Genomic DNA, 17,545 nt, shown 5'->3' on the forward strand with positions numbered 1-17,545 from the left:
GCTATGCCCCATCAGATAGCACCGCGCTGGCCATTTGAAACGCCCGCGCGGCATTATCGTTTGTGAAGAGGCCAGTGCCATGAACGACAATCTGCCCGATGATCTGGCCCTGCGCCTTCGCCGCGCCAAATATCGCGCCTGGCACCGCGGCACCAAGGAAGCCGATCTGGTGGTCGGCGGCTTTTTCGACCGGCATCATGCCAGTTGGGACGAAGCCGCCATGGCCTGGTTTGAAGTGATCCTGCAGGAACAGGATGTCGATATCCTCGCCTGGGCCTTTGGCACCACGCCGCCGCCGGCCTATCTCGATGGACCGTGGATGCAGGCGCTGATGAAGCTGGATTTCGTCGAGATCAGCCGCTGAAGCGATGATCGATCCAGCCCGCCTTGCCACGGCGCCGCGCGCGCTCACGCTCGCCCGTTGCGGCGAAGGCTATCTGCCCTGGCTGATGGCCGATCTGGCGCGCGCCGCCAAGGGCCGGGCCTGGTTCATCGCTGCCGACGAGGCACAGGCCCGCAGCCTTGCCGAAGCCGCCGGCTATTTCGCGCCGGAAATAGAGGTGGTGCTGCTGCCGGCCTGGGATTGCCTGCCCTATGACCGCGCCTCACCCTCGCTGAAAACCGCGTCAGACCGGGTCGCCGCCTTTGCCGCGCTGGCTGATGCGCCGACCGGCGCGCAGCTGGTGGTCACCACCGTCAACGCCATCACCCAGCGCTGCCTGCCAAAGGCCCGCATCGCCAGCCTCTCGGCCCGGCTGAAGCCTGGCAGCCGCATCGACCGCAACGCGCTGGCGCTGAAACTCGCCGCCAACGGCTATGTCCGCGTTGATACGGTGGTGGAACCGGGCGAATATGCTCTGCGCGGCGGCCTTGTCGATGTGATGCCCTCGGGCGCCGATTTCGGCCTGCGGCTCGATTTCTTCGGTGACGAGATTGAAAGCATCCGCCGCTTCGATCCCGCCAGCCAGCGCAGCCTCGGCCCGGCCGATGGCTTCACCCTGCTGCCGGTCTCCGAAGTCCTGCTCGACGAAGCCCGCATCAAGGCCTTCCGCGCCGGCTGGCTTGAGCGGTTCGGCGCCACCGCCACCGCCGATCCGCTCTATGAAGCGGTCAGCGACGGGCGCCGGCTGGCCGGCATGGAACATTGGCTGCCCCTGTTCGAACCTGGCCTTGTCACCCTGTTCGACTGGCTGGGCAGCGATGATGTGCTGGTCAAAAGCGGCGGGGCCGACAAGGCCGCGGCCGACCGGTTCGACGCCATCGCCGATTATCACGACAACCGCGTCGCCGCCCTCAGCGCCAAGAAGGGCAGCTATCGCCCGCTGGCCGCCGACGCGCTCTATCTCGCCCCGGCCGAATGGGCGGAACGTCTGGCCGCTGCCCATGTCCACGCCGCCAGCCCGCACGCCGTGCCCGATGGCACGTTGAACGCCGTTGATTGCGATGCCGTGCCCGCCCGCGATTTCGCCCCCGAACGCGTCGCCCAGGCCAATGGCGGCCCGCCGGTCTATGCCGCGATCCGGGCGCATGTCGAACAATCCCGCGCCGCCGGCGACCGGGTGATCCTCGCCAGCTATTCCGCCGGCGCGCGCGAGCGTCTGTCGGGCCTGCTGATCGACGAAGGCGTCGCCCGCATTGCCCAGGCCGATCATTGGCAGGAGGCGCTGGGCCTCGCCGCCGCCGGCAACATCGTCCTCACCGTGCTGCCGCTTGATCATGGCTTCACCAAGACGGAGCCGCGCGGCCGCATCCTGGTGTTGACCGAGCAGGACATGCTGGGCGACCGCCTGGTCCGCAAGGCGCGGTCGGCGCGCAAGGCCGATGCCTTCATGGCCGAACTGGCCATGCTCACCCCCGGCGATCTCATCGTCCACCGCGATCATGGCATCGGCCGTTATGACGGGCTGGTTGCCATCCCCATCGGCGGCAAGCCGCATGATTGCGTCGCGCTCTCCTACGACGGCGGCGACAAGCTCTATGTCCCGGTCGAGAATATCGACGTCCTCTCGCGCTATGGCAGCGACTCGGAAGGCGTCGGCCTCGACAGACTGGGCGGGGTGGCCTGGAGCACGCGCAAGGCGCGAATGAAGAACCGCATCCGCGAAATCGCGGGTGAACTTCTCGCCACCGCCGCCGCCCGGGCCCTGCGCGAAGGCGAACCGGTCAGCATCGATCCCCACGGCCTGGCGGCGTTCGTTGACCGCTTCCCCTATGCCGAAACCGATGACCAGCTGAAGGCCATTGGCGACGTGATCGACGATCTCACCTCCGGCAAGCCGATGGACCGGCTGGTCTGCGGCGATGTCGGCTTCGGCAAGACCGAGGTTGCCCTGCGCGCCGCCTATGCCGCCGCGCTGTCGGGCATGCAGGTCGCCGTCGTCTGCCCCACCACCCTGCTCGCCCGCCAGCATTTCCAGAATTTCCGCGACCGCTTCCGCGGCCTGCCGGTGGAGGTCAGGCACCTCTCCCGCCTCGTCACCACCGCCGATGCCAAGGCCGCCCGCGATGGCATTGCCGACGGCACGGTGGACATCGTGGTGGGCACCCATGCCATCCTCGCCAAGGGCATTGATTTCAAGCGCCTCGGCCTTGTCATCGTCGACGAGGAACAGCGCTTCGGCGTCGTCCACAAGGAACGGCTGAAGGCGCTGAAGGCCGATGTGCACGTGCTCACCCTCACCGCCACGCCGATCCCGCGCACCCTGCAGATGGCGCTGACGGGCTTGCGCGAAATGTCGATCATCGCCACCCCGCCGGTCGACCGGCTGGCGGTGCGCACCTATGTCATGCCGTTCGATCCGGTGGTGCTGCGCGAGGCGCTGCTGCGCGAACATTATCGCGGCGGCCAGAGTTTCATCGTCGTCCCGCGCATCTCCGACATTCCCGATGTGGAGGAATTCCTGCGCGGCGAGGTGCCGGAGGTGAAGCCCATCGTCGCCCACGGCCAGATGGCGCCATCCGAAGTCGAAGAGCGCATGAGCGCCTTCTACGACAAGCAATATGATGTGCTGCTTTCGACCACCATCATCGAGAGCGGCCTCGACATTCCCTCGGCCAACACGCTGATCGTCCACCGCGCCGATCGCTTCGGCCTCGCCCAGCTTTACCAGATCCGCGGCCGCGTCGGGCGCGGCAAGACCCGCGCCTATGCCTATCTCACCACCGCCGCGGGCCAGACCATCACCGAAGGCGCCGAAAAGCGGCTGCAGGTCCTTTCCCAGCTCGACACGCTCGGCGCCGGCTTCCAGCTCGCCAGCCATGATCTTGATCAGCGCGGCGCCGGCAATCTGCTGGGCGACGAACAATCCGGCCACATCAAGGAAATCGGCTTCGAACTTTATCAATCGATGCTGGAAGAGGCGATCCTGGAGGCCAAGGCCGAAGCCGCCGGCATGAAGCCACCGGCCGAAGCCTTCTCACCCCAGATCACCGCCGAGGTGCCGATCCTCATCCCCGATCATTATGTGCCCGACTTGAACGTGCGCATGGCGCTCTATCGCCGCCTCAACGAGCTGGAGGGCCGGCCCGGCATCGATGCGCTGGCCGCCGAAATGATCGACCGGTTCGGCAAGCTGCCGATGGAGGTGGAAAATCTCCTCGCCGTCATCGAGATCAAGCTGGCCTGTGTCACCGCCCGTGTCGCCAAGCTGGAAGCCGGCCGCAAGGGCGCGCTGGTCAGCTTTGTCAGCGATGCCTTTGCCAACACCGATGGCCTGATGGCCTGGATCGATCGGCTGGGCGCCCGCGCCAAGATCCGGCCCGATCAGAAATTGTTCATCGCCGCCGACTGGGGCGACGACAAGACCCGGCTGAAAGGCGCGCTCAGCATCGCCTCCACCCTCGCCAAGCTGTCCCAGGGCGCGGTGGTGAAGCCCAAGGAACCAGCAAAACCGACGGGCAAGCCGCTGCCGCCCAAGCCTGTTCCCCCGAGGGCACCCATGCGCCCGGCGGTGTTCAAATCAAAGCTTGGCGGGCGTTAGCCCCGATTGCGTTTTGCTGGAATCCCAAACCCGCTCATGCCGAGCTTGTCGAGGCACCGAGCGCGCTTGGAGCGTGCCTCGACAAGCTCGCCCTTCGGCGGGCTCAGCATGAGCGGTTCAATCAAACTGCAATCAAGTCTAGGCCGCGTTCATCGCCCAGTTCAGCAGCACCAGAAAGGCACTGCCGCCCAGCAGCGCATGCAGCGCCAGGCTCATCCCAAGCACATCCGGGCGCGGCTTGGCCATGATGCCGGCAAACAGCCCGCTGAACACCGCAAAGCCCAGCAGCACCAGCGCGATCGTGGCATTTTGCTTCAGATCGGCATCACCGCGGCTGCGCGCGGTGATCAGCATCACCACCTCCAGGCCGCCAAAGCCCAGCAGGAAATGGATCGCCTGCACCGCCTTGGGCGGGCGTTTGCCCGACAGGAAATACCAGCCCAGCGCCAGCCCCAGCGCCACCACGGTGCCATAGATGATGATCGGCAACCAGATCTGCATCGCTCAGATCCTCTCCTCAACCGCCCCTGCCGGCGCCTTATCACCGGGCACCAATTTCAGCCACAGCCGATAACGGCCCGCCGGCCCGGCCAGCGCAAACGGCACCTGCAGCACGGCCCGGCTGATCAGGCGGCGCGCTGCCTCGGGCTGGGCCGCCATCCCGTCCGTCCACATGATCTGGCGGATCATGCCATTGGCATCGCTGGTCACCACCATGTTCACCCGCAGCCCGCCCGGCGGCAGCACCAGGCCAAATTCCTGCCGGGCCAGCCCCACGGCCAGCCGCTGCTGCACCAGCGCCCAGGCCTGGCCGGGCTGCGCCATCGGCACCACCGCCCCCGGCGCCAGCGCAACCGTGGCGGCGGCCGGGCCCGAACAGGCCACCGCCTCCCGCCGCGCCACCACCGGCCACCACCAGCCCGGCCGCCATCGCAGCTTCATGCAGCCGCCGATCTGATAATCATCATAACTGCCGCTGTTGCCAAACAGCCCGCCCACCCGGTGATGGCCGCTGCTCGGCGCCTCGCCCGGCACCGGCGTGGTGCGCACATGATAGCTCTTGTGCCCGCGCCGCCCGCGCGAGACATATTTGTCGGTCACCTGCACCACCACATCGCGCGCCGGGCTGCCCGGCATGGTGGCATTGGCCAGATGCAGCAGCGTGCCGCCAACCAGGCCGCCGGCCAGCACGGCCGCGACCACGCCGCCAAAGGGATTCTTGCCCTGCCGGCGCTGCGCCGCGCCAGCGGCATCCCAGAACGGCAGCGAGGCGATGATGCCGAGCGTTGCCGCCACGGTGGTGGCCCAGCCCCAGCCATCACCCAAGGGCTCCGGCCAGGCCGTGATGATGGCCAGCACGCACAGGCCGGCCGCCACAAACAGCGGCGTCGAACTGGGCATGGACAGGCGCGACATCCGATCAGCATAGCCGCGCCGGGCCAATTTGCCACCATCGCGGCACGCCGCCGAAACGGCTAGATCATGGCCATGACCACGCCGCCTTCCCGCTTTGCCGGCCGCGACCCGGCCGAACTGCGCGCGCATCTTGCCCGTTACTGGAAGATGGAGGCCGGCAATGTGCTGGCGGTGCCGCTGCTTGTCTGGTTCCTGGTGTGGAACGCCGGCGACCAGCCCGATCTGGCGGCCGGTCTGGCAGCGGCAGCCTGTGCCGTTCTGCTGGTCATCGGCACGGCCGCCTGGCGGCTGGTGCTGGCCCGGCTGGATGGCCGGGCAGACGCGGCCAATGGGCTGCTGGCCTTCTGCGCCCGCGCCGAAATCCCGGCCCTGCTGCTGCTGGTGGTGGCCAGCATCGCCACCGGCCTCGCCATCGCCGCCAACGGCTGGCCCCCGCGCACCATCGCCGCCGCCGGTCTCACCCTGCTGGCCTGGCTCGAGTATGTGAATTATTATCACTGGCAGCTGCAGAATTTCGACAGCGCCATTGATTTCAAGCGTTTGCTTGCCGGGCGCGGCCTGCGCCGGGCGCATATGGGCAAGGCCGTCAGGGCCTGGCGCCGCGCCCGGCGGCAGTAAGCCGTATCAGGCGCTAACCACTCTCAACCGGCGCCGGCGCAGCATCATGCCCGACAGGCCAAAGCCGGCCAACAAAATCGCCCAACTGGCCGGTTCCGGCACGGTGCCAAGATTGCCATATTGCACCTGGGCCATGCCCAGGTCGGTTGAAAACGGGTCAACCATTTCGCCGGCAAACGTCACGCTGGCGATGCGTTCGCTGCCGCTGGTGGCAAAGCCGGCATAGGTGAACGCCCCGCCGCCAAAGATGGAACCCATCGGCACCGTGAAATCATAGCTGCCGAGGTTGGTGTTCACCCGGATCGGCTGGTTGCGCGAATTGGGGTTGAAGCGGCCAAAGGTGAAACCGGCAGGAATATATGGGAGCGAAAAGGCACCTGTCACACTGAAGGTCGTATCGCCGAGCACAGAGGTGAACTGGCCATTCTGGCTGCCGCTGACCGGCAGGGTCGTCAACGGCCCCATCGCGGCCAGGCTGGCCGGATCCGCCACAAAGCTGACCTGGGCCTACGCCTGCAGCGCCACCAGTGCCAGGACCACAACTTGCATCAAGCGCATCATCATCCCCCCAATATTGTCCAATTTATTGTTCTATAGTTAATTTCATTACCGATTTCTTGCAGTATCAACAGCGATGTCACCAGCCTGCGGCCCAGTGCCCGGCGGGGTGGCGCTGGCGGCCAAGGCGCGTATAACGCCCGTTCGTGAGTGATGATCTGCGTCTTGACCCGCGTGCCGACGAGGCGCCGGATGCGCTGCAGGAAGGCCGGCTGAGCCGGGCCTTCGTGGCCGAAGTCGCCGCTGTGCTGGACAGCGGCGACGATGATGCCCTGCGCGCGCTGGTCAGCCCGCTGCACCCGGCCGACGTGGCCGATCTGTTTGGCGCCATTCCGGTGGATGCCCGCGCGCCGCTCGCCGATGCGCTGGGCGAGCTGCTGAACGCCGAGGTGATTGCCGAGCTGGACGATTATGTCCGCGAGGATGTGCTGGAGGCGCTGTCCCCCGGCGAGGTGGCCGAAGTCGTCACCCAGCTCGACACCGACGATGCGGTGGCGGTGATCGAGGATCTGGAGGCCGACGAACAGCGCGCCGTGCTGCGCGCGCTGGCCCCCGAAGACCGGGCCGACATCGAAGCCGCGCTGAATTATCCGGAGGAATCCGCCGGCCGCCTGATGCAGCGCGACCTCGTTGCGGTGACCGAGAACATGAGCGTGGGCGCGGTGATCGAACGCATCCGCGCCAGCATCGATCCGGCCACGGATTTCTGGGAAATTTTCGTGGTGGATATCGCCGGCCGCCCGGTGGGGACGATGCGGTTGAGCTGGCTGCTGACCGCGCCGCCCGATCTGATGGTGGGCGACGTGATGAAGCGCGAGCAGACGCTGATCCCGGTGGCCATGGACCAGGAAGAGGTGGCGCTGCAATTCCAGAAATATGCGCTGATCTCCGCCGCCGTGGTCGATGCCTGGGGCAAGCTGGTTGGCGTCATCACCGTGGACGACGTTGTGCACATCATCCAGGCCGAAGCCGGCGAGGATGCGCTGAAACTGTCGGGCGCCGGCGATGGCGACATCAACGAGCCGGTGGTCGAAAGTTACAAGGCGCGGGTGCGCTGGCTGGCGGCCAATCTGGGCACGGCAATGATCTCATCGAGCGTGATCGCGCTGTTTGAACCGACGATCGAGAAACTGGTGACGCTCGCCGCGCTGACCCCCATCGTCGCCAGCATCGGCGGCAATGCCGGCACGCAGACCATGGCGGTGGCGGTGCGCGCCATCGCCACCAAGCAGCTGACCGACAGCAACACCCGCCGCACCATCTGGCGCGAGGTGCGGGTGGCGATGCTGAACGGCCTGACCATTGCTGCCTTGCTGGGGCTGGGCGTGGGCATCCTGTTCAACAGCGTCAACCTGGGCGGGGTGATTGCCGCGGCGGCCCTGTTCAACATCATGGTGGCGGGCCTCGCCGGTGTGCTGGTGCCGCTGGCGCTGACCCGGCTGCGCACCGATCCGGCCGTGGCCAGTTCCATCTTCGTGACGATGACGACCGACACGATGGGCTTCCTGGGCTTTCTGGGCCTCGCCGCGCTGGTGGGTGTCGCAAACCTGCAATGACCCTTAACCTGACCAAGGTGGCCGCCGGCTGCCCGGATATCGAGACGTTGGCGGCGCGGCAGGCGCATTGGTGGGGCCAGGGCCGCGCCGGGGCGCACACGCGGTTCATGCCGAAGCGCGCCGACGAACTGATCGGCGGATCGATCTTCTGGATCATCGGCCACCGGCTGGTGGCGCGGCAGACCATCGTGTCGATTGCCATGGCCGAAACGCCGTGGGGCATGAAATGCGCCATCGAACTGCAGCCGGGCCCGGTGCCGGTGGAACCACGCCCATGCCGTGCCCACCAGGGCTGGCGCTATCTGGCGGCCGAAGATGCCCCGCCCGATCTGGCTGCCGGCGCCGATCCGGGCGAAGCCCTGCCGCCAGCCATGCTGCGCGAACTTTTGGCGCTGGGGCTGGTTTAGAGCGTTTTCCGACCAATCTGGATCGGTGGCACGGCGGCGAATTTGGTTCAGGGCAAGAAGCGAGGAGGGCGCGATGCGGCGGGCATCGTAACCGACGAGCGACGCAGCCCTGGGCCAAATTCGCCCTGCCCCGCAGGGGTCGCCGGAACGGCGATGACGCTGATCCAGATTGGTCGGGAAATGCTCTAGCGCCCGCCGTTCGCCAGCCGCATGTCGAGATAGCTATCCACCTCGCCCATCAGCGGCTCCATCTCCTGCGCGAAGAAATGGTTCGCGCCCGGAATGGTGCTGTGGTGGATGGTGATGTGCTTCTGAGTCTTCAGCTTGTCGACCAGCTTCTGCACGGCGCTGGTCGGCACCACCTCGTCGGCCTCGCCATCGATGATGATCCCGCTCGACGGGCAGGGCGCCAGGAAGCTGAAATCATACATGTTGGCCGGCGGCGCGATCGAGATGAAGCCCTTGATCTCCGGCCGGCGCATCAACAGCTGCATGCCGATCCAGGCGCCAAAGGAAAAACCGCCCACCCAGGTGGTCTGGGCTTCCGGGTTGAACTGCTGCAGCCAGTCGAGCGCGGAGGCCGCGTCCGACAATTCGCCAATGCCGTTGTCGAATGTGCCCTGGCTGCGGCCGACGCCACGGAAATTGAAGCGCAAGGTGGCAAAGCCGCGCTTCACGAAGCTTTGATACAGCGCCAGCACGATGGGATGGTTCATCGTGCCCTGGGCCGGGTGCGGCTGCAGCAGGATGGCCACCGGCGCGCGCGGGGTGGTGCCAGGCTGGTAACGGCCTTCAAGACGCCCTTCCGGGCCGGCGATGATCACTTCAGGCATGGGTTTCCTGATTCTGGCTGTAAAGGGAGAATTGCGCCCTATATGGCGCGCGAAGGCCCCGTTGCAATGAAAAGCCACATCTACCTTGATCACGCCGCCACCACGCCGGTGCTGCCTGCTGCCATCAATGCCATGGCCGCTGCCGCCGCGCTGCCCGGCAACCCGTCCAGCGTGCACGCCGCCGGCCGCGCCGCCAATGGCCTGATGGAAACCAGCCGCGATGCCATCGCCGCCGCGCTGGGCTGCACGCCCGAACAGATCATCTTCACCAGCGGCGGCACGGAAGCGCTGGCGCTGGCCATCCAGGGCAGCGGCCTGCCGCTGATCGCCAGCGCCACCGAACACAGCGCCGTGCTGGCGGCGCGCGATGATGTGGTGATTGCCCCGGTGCTGCCATCCGGCCTCATCGATCTCAACGCGCTGGAACGCCTGCTCAAATCCGGCCCGGCGCTGGTGGCGGTGCAGGCTGGCAACAACGAAACCGGCGTGTTGCAGCCGCTGGCCGATGTCGCCGCCCTCACACACCGGCATGACGGCCTGCTGCTGGCCGATTGCGTGCAGAGCGCCGGCAAGCAGCCCTTGCCCGACGGTGCCGATTTCATCGCCATTTCCGGCCACAAGCTGGGTGCCCCCATGGGCATTGGCGCGCTGATCGCCCGTGATCCGGCCCGGCTCCAGCCCGTGCAGCGCGGCGGCGGGCAGGAACGCGGCCACCGCGGCGGCACCCCGAATCTCCCCGGCATCGCCGCATTGGCCGCCGCCCTTTCCCAGCCGCACGACTGGGCCGCCGTCGCCGCCCGCCGCGCCGCGCTCGAAGCCCGCCTCACCGCCGCCGGTGCCATCATCCACGGTGCCGCCGCCCCGCGCCTGCCGCACATCAGCAGCATCGGCCTGCCCGGCATGGCGGCCAGCACCCAGGTGATGCGGCTCGATCTCGACGGGTTCATGGTGTCGGCCGGCGCTGCCTGTTCATCGGGCAAGGTCAAGACCAGCCATGTGCTCTCCGCCATGGGCCTGGGTGCGGCGGCCGGTGAAGCGATCCGCATCTCTTTGTCGCCGGCCACCACCGACGCCGAACTAAACGCCTTCGCCGCCGCCTGGGCGGCGCTGGCCACCCGCCTCGGAAACCGTTCATGACCATGCCCCTCTATCTAGATTATGGCGCCACCACCCCGCTCGATCCGGCGGTCGCCGCCGCCATGGAGCCGTGGGGCATCACCGGCTTTGGGAACCCGCACAGCGCCCATCTGTGGGGTTACAAGGCCAAGGCCGCGGTGGAGGCCGCCCGCGCCCACGTCGCCGCGCTCCTCAATGCGCCGTCCGAAGCCATCGCCTTCACCAGTGGCGCCACCGAAAGCAACAATTGGGCGCTGAAGGGCCTGCTCACCGCGCCGGGCCAGACCCGCCGCCGCATCGTGACGCTGGCGACCGAGCACAGCAGCGTGCTTGAAACCGCCCATTATCTCGCCGGCATCGGCGCCCAGCTCAGCATCGTCCCCGTCCGCGCCGATGGCCTGGTCGATCTGGGCGATCTGTCCCGCGCGCTGGGGGAGGATGTCGCCCTCGTCTCCGTCATGGCGGTCAACAACGAGATTGGCGTCGCCCAGGATCTGGCCGCCATCGGCCAGCTGGCCCACAGCGTCGGCGCCGTCTTCCATGTCGATGCCGCGCAAGGCTTCGGCAAGCTGCCCATCGATGTGGAGGCAATGGGCATCGATCTGCTCAGTCTCACCGCCCACAAATGCCATGGGCCCAAGGGCGTCGGCGCGCTTTATCGCCGGCCGTTCACCAGCATCACCCCACTGCTCCACGGCGGCGGCCAGGAAGATGGCCGCTCCGGCACGCTGCCAACCGCGCTCATCGTCGGGCTGGGCGAAGCCGCCCGCATCGCCGCCGCCCGCATGGCCGCCGATCACGCCCATGCGCTGGCGCTGCGCACCGCCCTGCTCGCGGCCCTCACCGTCCCGCACCAGGTCAACGGCAGCCTTGACCGGCGCTGGCCCGGCAATTTGAGCCTCAGCTTCCCCGGCGTCGCCGTGCCACTGATCCAGCGCCTGCCCGGCCTTGCCATCTCGGCCGGATCGGCCTGCGCCGCCGTCACCGGCCGCGCATCGCATGTGCTGACCGCGCTTGGCCTGTCCGAACCCCAGGCCAAGGCCTCGTTGCGCCTCGGTTTCGGCCGCTTTACCACGCTGGCCGAGATCGACGCCGCCGCCGCCCAGATCAACGCCGTGGTCGCCGCCCATCTTGCCGAATTCGCCTGATCGCGGCACATCTTCAGGCCATGATCCGCATCCGCTTCCTTTCGGCCGATGGTGCCAGCGAGACCCTCGTCGATGCCCAGCCCGGCGACCGGCTGCTCGATCTGGCCCAGGCCCATGGCCAGCCGCTGGAAGGCACCTGCGAAGGCGCGATGGCCTGCTCCACCTGCCATGTCCATCTCGTCGGCGGCGATGTCGCGGCGCTGCCGCCGCCGTCGGAGGAGGAGGAGGACATGCTGGATTTCGCCGCCGGCGCCAACCGCCAGAGCCGGCTGGCCTGCCAGATCAAGCTGGTCGCCGGCATGGCCGCGCTGGACGTGAAAATGCCGCGCGGCGTGGTGGACATGAGCCGTTGACTCGAAAGTTCACACTGAATTCACATTGATTCCGGTTTGCCAACGTGGAATGCTTCCCGCCAACCGGCAAACGGGTCGCATCTTTGGTTTTCCTTTGCGAGGGGTAGGAACGCATGCGTAGTTTGATGGGCCTCATGATGCGTGGGGCAGTGCTGGGCGCCCTGGTGGCCAGCGCCGCCACACCGGTTGCCGCCCAGAAAAAGGGCCAGGGCGCGGTTGACATTGATCCGCAGAACCGTGGCCTCGTCGCCGGCACCGGCATCGAAATGCGCGACATCATCGGCATGTCCGATCGCATCGTGCGCGATCTGTTGCAGCGGCAGGATATTGTCGGCACCCCGGTGCCGCCGCGCGTGATCCTCGAAGGGTCGCGCATCCGCAATCAGTCGAGCCAGCGCATCGACACCGATCTCTTCTCCGACCAGTTGCGCGCCCAGTTGATCCGCGCCGCCGCCGGCAAGCTGCGCTTCCTGTCCCGCGAGAATATCCAGGACGTGATGGAAGAGCGCGAGCTGAAGCGCCAGGGCCAGACCGATGTTGGCACGCGCGGCATGACCAAGGCGGTTGCCGGCACCGATTATCGCCTTGTCGGCCGCATCACCAGCCAGGACAGCCGCAACAACACCACCGGCATGACCCAGCGCGCCATCCAGGTCATCTTCGAGCTGATCGACATGGAAACCACGGAAACGGTCTACATCTCCGAACCGTTCGTCGTGGTCCGCGCCTCGCGCGACGACGTCGTCTATCGCTGATCTTCACCGGGGGGCTGGCTGGGTCAGCGGCCGCACCCCCCGCCCAGAACCGGCCAGCCCGCGGGCAAAGGGGCAAGGCCGGCAGGATCTGACCATGTTGTGGGGGGACAAATGAAGCACGGATTCCAAATTGCCATCATGGCTGCCTTGGCCAGCAGCAGCGCCCTGGCGCAAACCCGGGCCGTGGTGCCGCCCGCTGCGGGTGACGCTGCCGCGCCGGCGCCTGTCGCAGCGCCAGCACCGGCCCCGGCCGCCGACACTGCCGCCGTGGACCCGAAGGCCCGCGCCAAGCAGATCGCCGCCTGGAAGCGCCAATATGGCGAAGGCCCCTATCCTGATGAAACCGAGGCTTTTCTGGCCAACAAGCCCGATGCGCTGAAGCCCTATTGGTCCAACCTGTGGTTTGGCGGCGAACGCAATGCCGTGGTCAATTTCCAGCGCCTTGGCCTCGCCGCGATGGAAGTCGGCGATTATGCCACCGCCGAAAAGGCCTTTGACCAGGCGCTGCAGCGCATTGAAACCGTCTACGCCAAGGATGCGCTGGCCAGCCGCGCCCGCGACACCTTCGCCAAGGAAGCCAACAAGGATTTCAAGGGCGAACCCTATGAGCGCGCCATGGCCTATTATTACCGCGGCCTGCTCTATTTGCGCAAAGGCGATTACGGCAATGCCCGCGCCAGCTTCAAGGGCGCCGAATATCAGGACACGGTGTCGGAAGCCGAAGAATTCCAGTCCGATTTTGCCGTGATGAACTATCTGATCGGCTGGTCCACGCGTTGCATGGGCGAAAGCGATGGCAAGGCCGATTTTGATGTCGCCGCCCTGGCCCAGCCCGGCATCACCGTGCCGCCCAAGGACCATAATGTGCTGATGATCGCCGAAACCGGCGCTGGCCCGATCAAGGCGCAGGATGGCGCCATGAAGGAAAAGCTGGTCTTCCGCATTCCCGAAGCCAACCCGCCGGAAAAACAGACGCTGTTCCAGTTCGCCTCCACCGGCCTGAAGCCCGAGGTGGCGCCCGCGCTGCAGATGTCCAGCCTCGGCTTCCAGGCCACCACCCGTGGTGGCCGTGCCATTGATGGCATCCTGAAGGGCAAGGCCAATTTCAAGCAGACCACCGGCGCCATCGGCAGCGGCGCCATGAACATGGGCCTCGCCATGATGGGCCAGGGCGGCGATGCCGGCACCGCCGGCGCGGTGATGGCTGGCGTCGGCGCCCTGTTCTCGATGTTCTCGTCCGCCGCCAAGGCCGATGCCGATATCCGCTATTGGGATCAGCTGCCCGATGGCCTGTCGATCGCCACCGGCGTCGCCAAGGGCCCGGCCAAGGTCGATGTGCGCTTCATGGGCGACACTGGCCCGCTCGACATGAAACCCGCTGTGGTGATGCAGGGCGGTGACAAGGCCTGCCAAGTCGTCTGGACCCGCTCGCGCTCGGCACTCGTATCTGGGGATGTGCCCGGCGATGATGCCCGGGTGAAGGCCGCCGTCGCCAAGCGCAAGGATGCGGTTGCCAAGAACAAGTTGCTGCGAGAGACTTTGGCGCAGCTGTGAGCCCGAGGAGACGTGAGATGATGCGTGCCCTGTTCCTTTCCAGCCTGGCGGTTGCTGGCGCCGCGATGGCGGTGCCGGCCGCTGCCGCCGAAAACCGCGTGGTCACCTGCGACACCTGGAAGGCCCGTGCCTTTGGCGATTCGGCCGGCCCGGCGCTGGTCGCCAACGTCGCCTCCTCGATGACGCCGATTGATCTCAATGCCGTGCAGTTCACCGATCGCAAGCTCGGCCGCCGCATCATCATCGAAGGCGTGCAGGCGGTGCGCAATCCCAATCAGGGGCTGAAGGTGTTCGTGCGGCTGGTCAACTGCAAGAGCCAGCCGATCACCGTGCAGCTGCGCACCAACTTCCTTGATGCCAACCAGATGCCCACCGAACAGCCGTCGGCCTGGCGCACCGTGTTTCTCAGCCCCCGCGCCACCGCCGGTTACGAGGAAAACAGCATCGCTGGCGGCAAGGTTGGCGCCTTCTATGTCGAACTGAGGCCGAACCTGTGATGCGCGCCCTGCCCTTCCTGGCCCTGGCCATTGCTGCCCCGGCCTTTGCCCAGGCGCCGCCGCCCTCGGGCTCGCTCTATCGCGATGGCCAGCCGGCCGTGCTCACGCCGCCACCGGTGATCGTGCGCGACCGGTCAGGCGCGTTCCGCAGCCGTTATCAGGCGCTGAAATCGCCCACGATGATGCTGCTCTGGAACCGCCGCTTCTCGGATGAAGTGCAGTCGGAATATGTGACCCGTGGCACCGTGACCCGCAGCGCCGAAGGCGTGGCTCTGGGCTCGTCCAACAGCACGGCCGTCGCCGGCTATGGCATTGCCGCGCGCAGTTCCAACAGCGCCGGCTATGCCGCCGGCACCAGCACCACCGATGTCACCGTGGGCCGCACCCGCCTGCGGGAGGTGCAGCCAGGCGCCAACCTGGATGCCGAGGATGATGCCGCGGTGGAAACCGCCTTCACCGAACGGCTGCAGGCTGCCGGCGTGCGCTTTGTCGATCGCTCCATCGCCATGCGCACCAAGGGCGCCAGGTCCGATGTCAGCGGTGATGCCAATATCCAGACACTGGAAACCGACGCGCTGATGGCCCGCACCAGCGTGCTGATCGAGGTGCGGCAGATCGTGGCCAGCGATTCGCCGATCGGCACCAAGTTCCGCATCGAGGTGAAGAATCTGAAGACCGCCGCCGTGCTCGCCAGCTTCACCAGCATCGGCGTGCCCGACATGCCGCGCCCCGGCCTGGTCGCCGGACCCGGCGGCTTCCAGCGCGCCGCGCCGCAACGGCCAACCCCGGCGCAGATCGGTGCCGAGCTGGCCAACGAGGTGATGGAGCGGCTGGCAAGCACGCTGCGCTGAACTGCTGGGGTGGGAGCCGGGAACGACCCAGAGCGGGTTCGTTACGGCTGCTTCCTTCCGGACCTGACCGGGTTGGCGAGCGCACTGTCCGCCCGGCTCCCGCAGCGCATATGGCGGGCCACCGGCCAAAGTGCAAGAGCCGAACGCGATCCTCCCCCTCTGGGGGAGGTGCCCGCAGGGCGGAGGGGGCCACCGCGCCCCCATCCAGCACGTGACGCCACCCGCCCCGCCCGCTACAACAGCGCCGATGTCCGACGAATCCGATATCGCCTTCCCCGGCCTTGATCTTCCGGCCACGGCCACAGCGCCGGCGGCCTATCGGGTGCTGGCGCGCAAATATCGGCCGGCCAGCTTTGATGCCCTGCTGGGCCAGGATGCCATGGTGCAAACGCTGGGCAACGCCATCGCCCGCGGCCGGCTGGCGCAGGCCTGGCTGCTGACCGGGGTGCGCGGGGTCGGCAAAACCTCCACCGCCCGCATCATCGCCAAGGCACTGAACTGCATCGGCCCCGATGGCCAGGGCGGCCCCACAATATCCCCATGCGGGCAATGCGAACCCTGCACCGCCATCGCCGCCGGCCGCCATATCGACGTGGTGGAAATGGACGCCGCTTCCAACACCGGGGTGGATGATGTGCGGGAGATCATCGAGGGCGTGCGCTATGCCGCCGTCTCCGCCCGCTACAAGATCCACATCATCGACGAAGTCCATATGCTGTCGAAGGCGGCGTTCAACGCGCTCCTGAAAACGCTGGAGGAACCGCCGCCGGGCGTGAAATTCATCATGGCCACCACCGAGGTGAACAAGGTGCCGGCCACGATCCTGTCGCGCTGCCAGCGCTTTGATTTGAAGCGCATCCCGGCCGACATGCTGGCCGGCCATTTCGCCCGCATCCTCGATGCCGAAGGCGTGGCGGCCGAAGCCGATGCGCTCGCCCTGATTGCCCGCGCCGCCGAAGGCAGCGTGCGCGACGGACTTTCGATCCTGGATCAGGCAATTGCCCATTCGGGGGAAACCATCACGGCGGCCGCCGTGCGCGACATGCTGGGCCTGGCCGACCGGTCGGCGGTGCGCGATCTGTTCGGCCAGGTGCTGGCCGGCGATGTGCCCGGCCTGATGGCCGCCATCGCCCGCCAATATGATCTGGGCCAGGATCCGGCCCAGCTGCTGCGCGAACTGCTCGATCTGGTGCACGGCATCACCCGGCAGCGCATGGCCCCCCGCCACGATCCTGCCCTGTCGGCCGAGGAACAGGCCGCGCTCGACAATTGGGCCAAGGCGCTGGGCTTCCCGCGCCTGTCGCTGCTGTGGCAGATGCTGCTGAAGGGCCTGGAGGAGGTGAACCAGGCCCCGGTGCCGCTGCAGGCCGCCGAAATGGCGCTGCTGCGGCTGTGCCACGCCGCCGATCTGCCCGATCCCGGCAGCCTCATCCGGCAGCTGCAACAGGATCGGTCACCGGAAGCGGGCGCGCGGGCACCGGCACCCGGCCCGGCCACCACCAGCGCGCCGGTTGCGGCCACCGCAGGCCCGGCTGCGGCCACGCTTCCCGCCGATTTTGCCACGCTGGTCGCCCTGTTCCGACAACGGGGAGAGGCGCGGCTGGCGCACTATCTCCACGACGAAATCCGCCTGATTGCCTGCACGCCACCATCGCTCAGCCTCGCCGCCACCGGCCTGCCCGGCGACGTGAAGGCCGCCATCGCCACCTGCCTCGCTGGGTGGACCGGCACCAAATGGCACGTTGAATGGCACGCCGATGGCGGCGGGCCCACCTTGCGCGAGATCGAGATTGCCGAAGGCAAAGCCTTGATCGAAAAGATGAAATCCGATCCGGTCGTGGCCGCATTGAAGGCCGCATTCCCGGATGCCGAAGACCCAGTCCCCCTCGCCCGGAGCGCCTGA

Annotated in this window: 17 protein-coding genes and 1 other RNA gene; 13 read left to right on the forward strand and 5 right to left on the reverse strand. The window is 67.3% G+C overall.

The window, feature by feature from the left end; translation table 11 throughout:
- Positions 1–79: 79 nt before the first annotated feature.
- Together CHU93_RS15080 and mfd are read left to right on the forward strand one after the other, a co-directional pair.
- On the forward strand, positions 80–364 hold the full coding sequence (locus CHU93_RS15080; protein WP_094474982.1) for an FAD assembly factor SdhE: 285 nt from the start codon (positions 80–82) through the stop codon (positions 362–364).
- A 4-nt stretch (positions 365–368) separates the two neighbouring features.
- Complete coding sequence (gene mfd, locus CHU93_RS15085) at positions 369–3,980, forward strand: transcription-repair coupling factor (RefSeq protein WP_094474983.1); 3,612 nt, start codon at positions 369–371, stop codon at positions 3,978–3,980.
- Between the two features lie 138 nt (positions 3,981–4,118).
- Here the strand turns inward: mfd and CHU93_RS15090 are convergent, their stop codons facing one another.
- Both CHU93_RS15090 and CHU93_RS15095 read right to left on the reverse strand, forming a co-directional pair.
- Entirely contained in the window at positions 4,119–4,481 is a 363-nt protein-coding gene (locus tag CHU93_RS15090; RefSeq protein WP_094474984.1) for a hypothetical protein, read from the reverse strand.
- 3 nt (positions 4,482–4,484) lie between these two features.
- Positions 4,485–5,381: a hypothetical protein gene (locus CHU93_RS15095; protein WP_165768771.1), complete on the reverse strand. Its 897-nt coding sequence runs from the start codon at positions 5,379–5,381 to the stop codon at positions 4,485–4,487.
- Between the two features lie 81 nt (positions 5,382–5,462).
- Here CHU93_RS15095 and CHU93_RS15100 point away from each other — a divergent pair, with 81 nt between their 5' ends.
- Entirely contained in the window at positions 5,463–6,014 is a 552-nt protein-coding gene (locus CHU93_RS15100; protein WP_094474986.1) for a hypothetical protein, read from the forward strand.
- Positions 6,015–6,020: 6 nt separating this feature from the next.
- Here CHU93_RS15100 and CHU93_RS15105 read toward each other — a convergent pair whose 3' ends face one another.
- On the reverse strand, positions 6,021–6,506 hold the full coding sequence (locus tag CHU93_RS15105) for a PEPxxWA-CTERM sorting domain-containing protein (RefSeq protein WP_094474987.1): 486 nt from the start codon (positions 6,504–6,506) through the stop codon (positions 6,021–6,023).
- Between the two features lie 212 nt (positions 6,507–6,718).
- On the opposite strand from CHU93_RS15105, the gene mgtE reads away from it, so the two are divergent.
- Positions 6,719–8,128 (forward strand): magnesium transporter, encoded by a 1,410-nt coding sequence (mgtE, locus tag CHU93_RS15110; RefSeq protein ID WP_086117618.1) that lies wholly within the window; start codon positions 6,719–6,721, stop codon positions 8,126–8,128.
- Positions 8,125–8,535, forward strand: a complete 411-nt coding sequence (locus tag CHU93_RS15115; RefSeq protein ID WP_094474988.1) for a DUF1489 family protein — start codon at positions 8,125–8,127, stop codon at positions 8,533–8,535. Before mgtE ends, CHU93_RS15115 begins: the two co-directional genes overlap by 4 nt.
- Positions 8,536–8,720: 185 nt before the next feature.
- On the opposite strand, the gene CHU93_RS15120 is transcribed toward CHU93_RS15115, so the two are convergent.
- A complete protein-coding gene (locus tag CHU93_RS15120; protein ID WP_086117197.1) occupies positions 8,721–9,368 on the reverse strand; it encodes an alpha/beta hydrolase in 648 nt (215 codons plus the stop codon).
- A 66-nt stretch (positions 9,369–9,434) separates the two neighbouring features.
- Here CHU93_RS15120 and CHU93_RS15125 point away from each other — a divergent pair, with 66 nt between their 5' ends.
- The 7 genes from CHU93_RS15125 (at position 9,435) to CHU93_RS15155 (ending at position 15,642) form a co-directional block, all read left to right on the forward strand.
- Complete coding sequence (locus CHU93_RS15125; protein ID WP_094474989.1) at positions 9,435–10,505, forward strand: cysteine desulfurase family protein; 1,071 nt, start codon at positions 9,435–9,437, stop codon at positions 10,503–10,505.
- Positions 10,502–11,632 (forward strand): cysteine desulfurase family protein, encoded by a 1,131-nt coding sequence (locus tag CHU93_RS15130; protein ID WP_094474990.1) that lies wholly within the window; start codon positions 10,502–10,504, stop codon positions 11,630–11,632. Before CHU93_RS15125 ends, CHU93_RS15130 begins: the two co-directional genes overlap by 4 nt.
- Before the next feature lie 20 nt (positions 11,633–11,652).
- Entirely contained in the window at positions 11,653–11,985 is a 333-nt protein-coding gene (locus CHU93_RS15135; RefSeq protein ID WP_094474991.1) for a 2Fe-2S iron-sulfur cluster-binding protein, read from the forward strand.
- A 134-nt stretch (positions 11,986–12,119) separates the two neighbouring features.
- The gene (locus CHU93_RS15140; RefSeq protein ID WP_094475069.1) at positions 12,120–12,740 is read left to right on the forward strand and encodes a CsgG/HfaB family protein; all 621 of its coding nucleotides are present in this window, start codon (positions 12,120–12,122) and stop codon (positions 12,738–12,740) included.
- A gap of 138 nt (positions 12,741–12,878) precedes the next feature.
- Positions 12,879–14,294, forward strand: a complete 1,416-nt coding sequence (locus CHU93_RS15145; protein ID WP_243375714.1) for a tetratricopeptide repeat protein — start codon at positions 12,879–12,881, stop codon at positions 14,292–14,294.
- A 17-nt stretch (positions 14,295–14,311) separates the two neighbouring features.
- Entirely contained in the window at positions 14,312–14,791 is a 480-nt protein-coding gene (locus CHU93_RS15150) for a putative periplasmic lipoprotein (protein ID WP_094474993.1), read from the forward strand.
- Entirely contained in the window at positions 14,791–15,642 is an 852-nt protein-coding gene (locus tag CHU93_RS15155) for a hypothetical protein (RefSeq protein ID WP_094474994.1), read from the forward strand. The genes CHU93_RS15150 and CHU93_RS15155 overlap by 1 nt, the downstream gene beginning before the upstream one ends.
- A 12-nt stretch (positions 15,643–15,654) precedes the next feature.
- Here CHU93_RS15155 and ffs read toward each other — a convergent pair.
- Positions 15,655–15,745: signal recognition particle sRNA small type (ffs, locus tag CHU93_RS15160), an RNA gene on the reverse strand.
- 144 nt (positions 15,746–15,889) lie between these two features.
- Between ffs and CHU93_RS15165 the strand changes: the two genes are divergently transcribed.
- Positions 15,890–17,545: a DNA polymerase III subunit gamma/tau gene (locus CHU93_RS15165; protein WP_094474995.1), complete on the forward strand. Its 1,656-nt coding sequence runs from the start codon at positions 15,890–15,892 to the stop codon at positions 17,543–17,545.

Origin of the sequence: Sandarakinorhabdus cyanobacteriorum (assembly GCF_002251755.1) — a bacterium.
In the GTDB taxonomy this organism is placed as follows: Bacteria; Pseudomonadota; Alphaproteobacteria; order Sphingomonadales; family Sphingomonadaceae; genus Sandarakinorhabdus; species Sandarakinorhabdus cyanobacteriorum.

What these genes read in the sequence shown, in the direction of transcription:
- CHU93_RS15080 (WP_094474982.1), top strand. Translation starts at nt 80, where the DNA reads ATGAACGACAATCTGCCCGATGATCTGGCCCTGCGCCTTCGCCGCGCC.
- mfd (WP_094474983.1), top strand. Translation starts at nt 369, where the DNA reads ATGATCGATCCAGCCCGCCTTGCCACGGCGCCGCGCGCGCTCACGCTC.
- CHU93_RS15090 (WP_094474984.1), bottom strand. Translation starts at nt 4,481, where the DNA reads ATGCAGATCTGGTTGCCGATCATCATCTATGGCACCGTGGTGGCGCTG.
- CHU93_RS15095 (WP_165768771.1), bottom strand. Translation starts at nt 5,381, where the DNA reads ATGCCCAGTTCGACGCCGCTGTTTGTGGCGGCCGGCCTGTGCGTGCTG.
- CHU93_RS15100 (WP_094474986.1), top strand. Translation starts at nt 5,463, where the DNA reads ATGGCCATGACCACGCCGCCTTCCCGCTTTGCCGGCCGCGACCCGGCC.
- CHU93_RS15115 (WP_094474988.1), top strand. Translation starts at nt 8,125, where the DNA reads ATGACCCTTAACCTGACCAAGGTGGCCGCCGGCTGCCCGGATATCGAG.
- CHU93_RS15120 (WP_086117197.1), bottom strand. Translation starts at nt 9,368, where the DNA reads ATGCCTGAAGTGATCATCGCCGGCCCGGAAGGGCGTCTTGAAGGCCGT.
- CHU93_RS15125 (WP_094474989.1), top strand. Translation starts at nt 9,435, where the DNA reads ATGAAAAGCCACATCTACCTTGATCACGCCGCCACCACGCCGGTGCTG.
- CHU93_RS15130 (WP_094474990.1), top strand. Translation starts at nt 10,502, where the DNA reads ATGACCATGCCCCTCTATCTAGATTATGGCGCCACCACCCCGCTCGAT.
- CHU93_RS15135 (WP_094474991.1), top strand. Translation starts at nt 11,653, where the DNA reads ATGATCCGCATCCGCTTCCTTTCGGCCGATGGTGCCAGCGAGACCCTC.
- CHU93_RS15140 (WP_094475069.1), top strand. Translation starts at nt 12,120, where the DNA reads ATGATGCGTGGGGCAGTGCTGGGCGCCCTGGTGGCCAGCGCCGCCACA.
- CHU93_RS15145 (WP_243375714.1), top strand. Translation starts at nt 12,879, where the DNA reads ATGGCTGCCTTGGCCAGCAGCAGCGCCCTGGCGCAAACCCGGGCCGTG.
- CHU93_RS15150 (WP_094474993.1), top strand. Translation starts at nt 14,312, where the DNA reads ATGATGCGTGCCCTGTTCCTTTCCAGCCTGGCGGTTGCTGGCGCCGCG.
- CHU93_RS15155 (WP_094474994.1), top strand. Translation starts at nt 14,791, where the DNA reads ATGCGCGCCCTGCCCTTCCTGGCCCTGGCCATTGCTGCCCCGGCCTTT.
- CHU93_RS15165 (WP_094474995.1), top strand. Translation starts at nt 15,890, where the DNA reads ATGTCCGACGAATCCGATATCGCCTTCCCCGGCCTTGATCTTCCGGCC.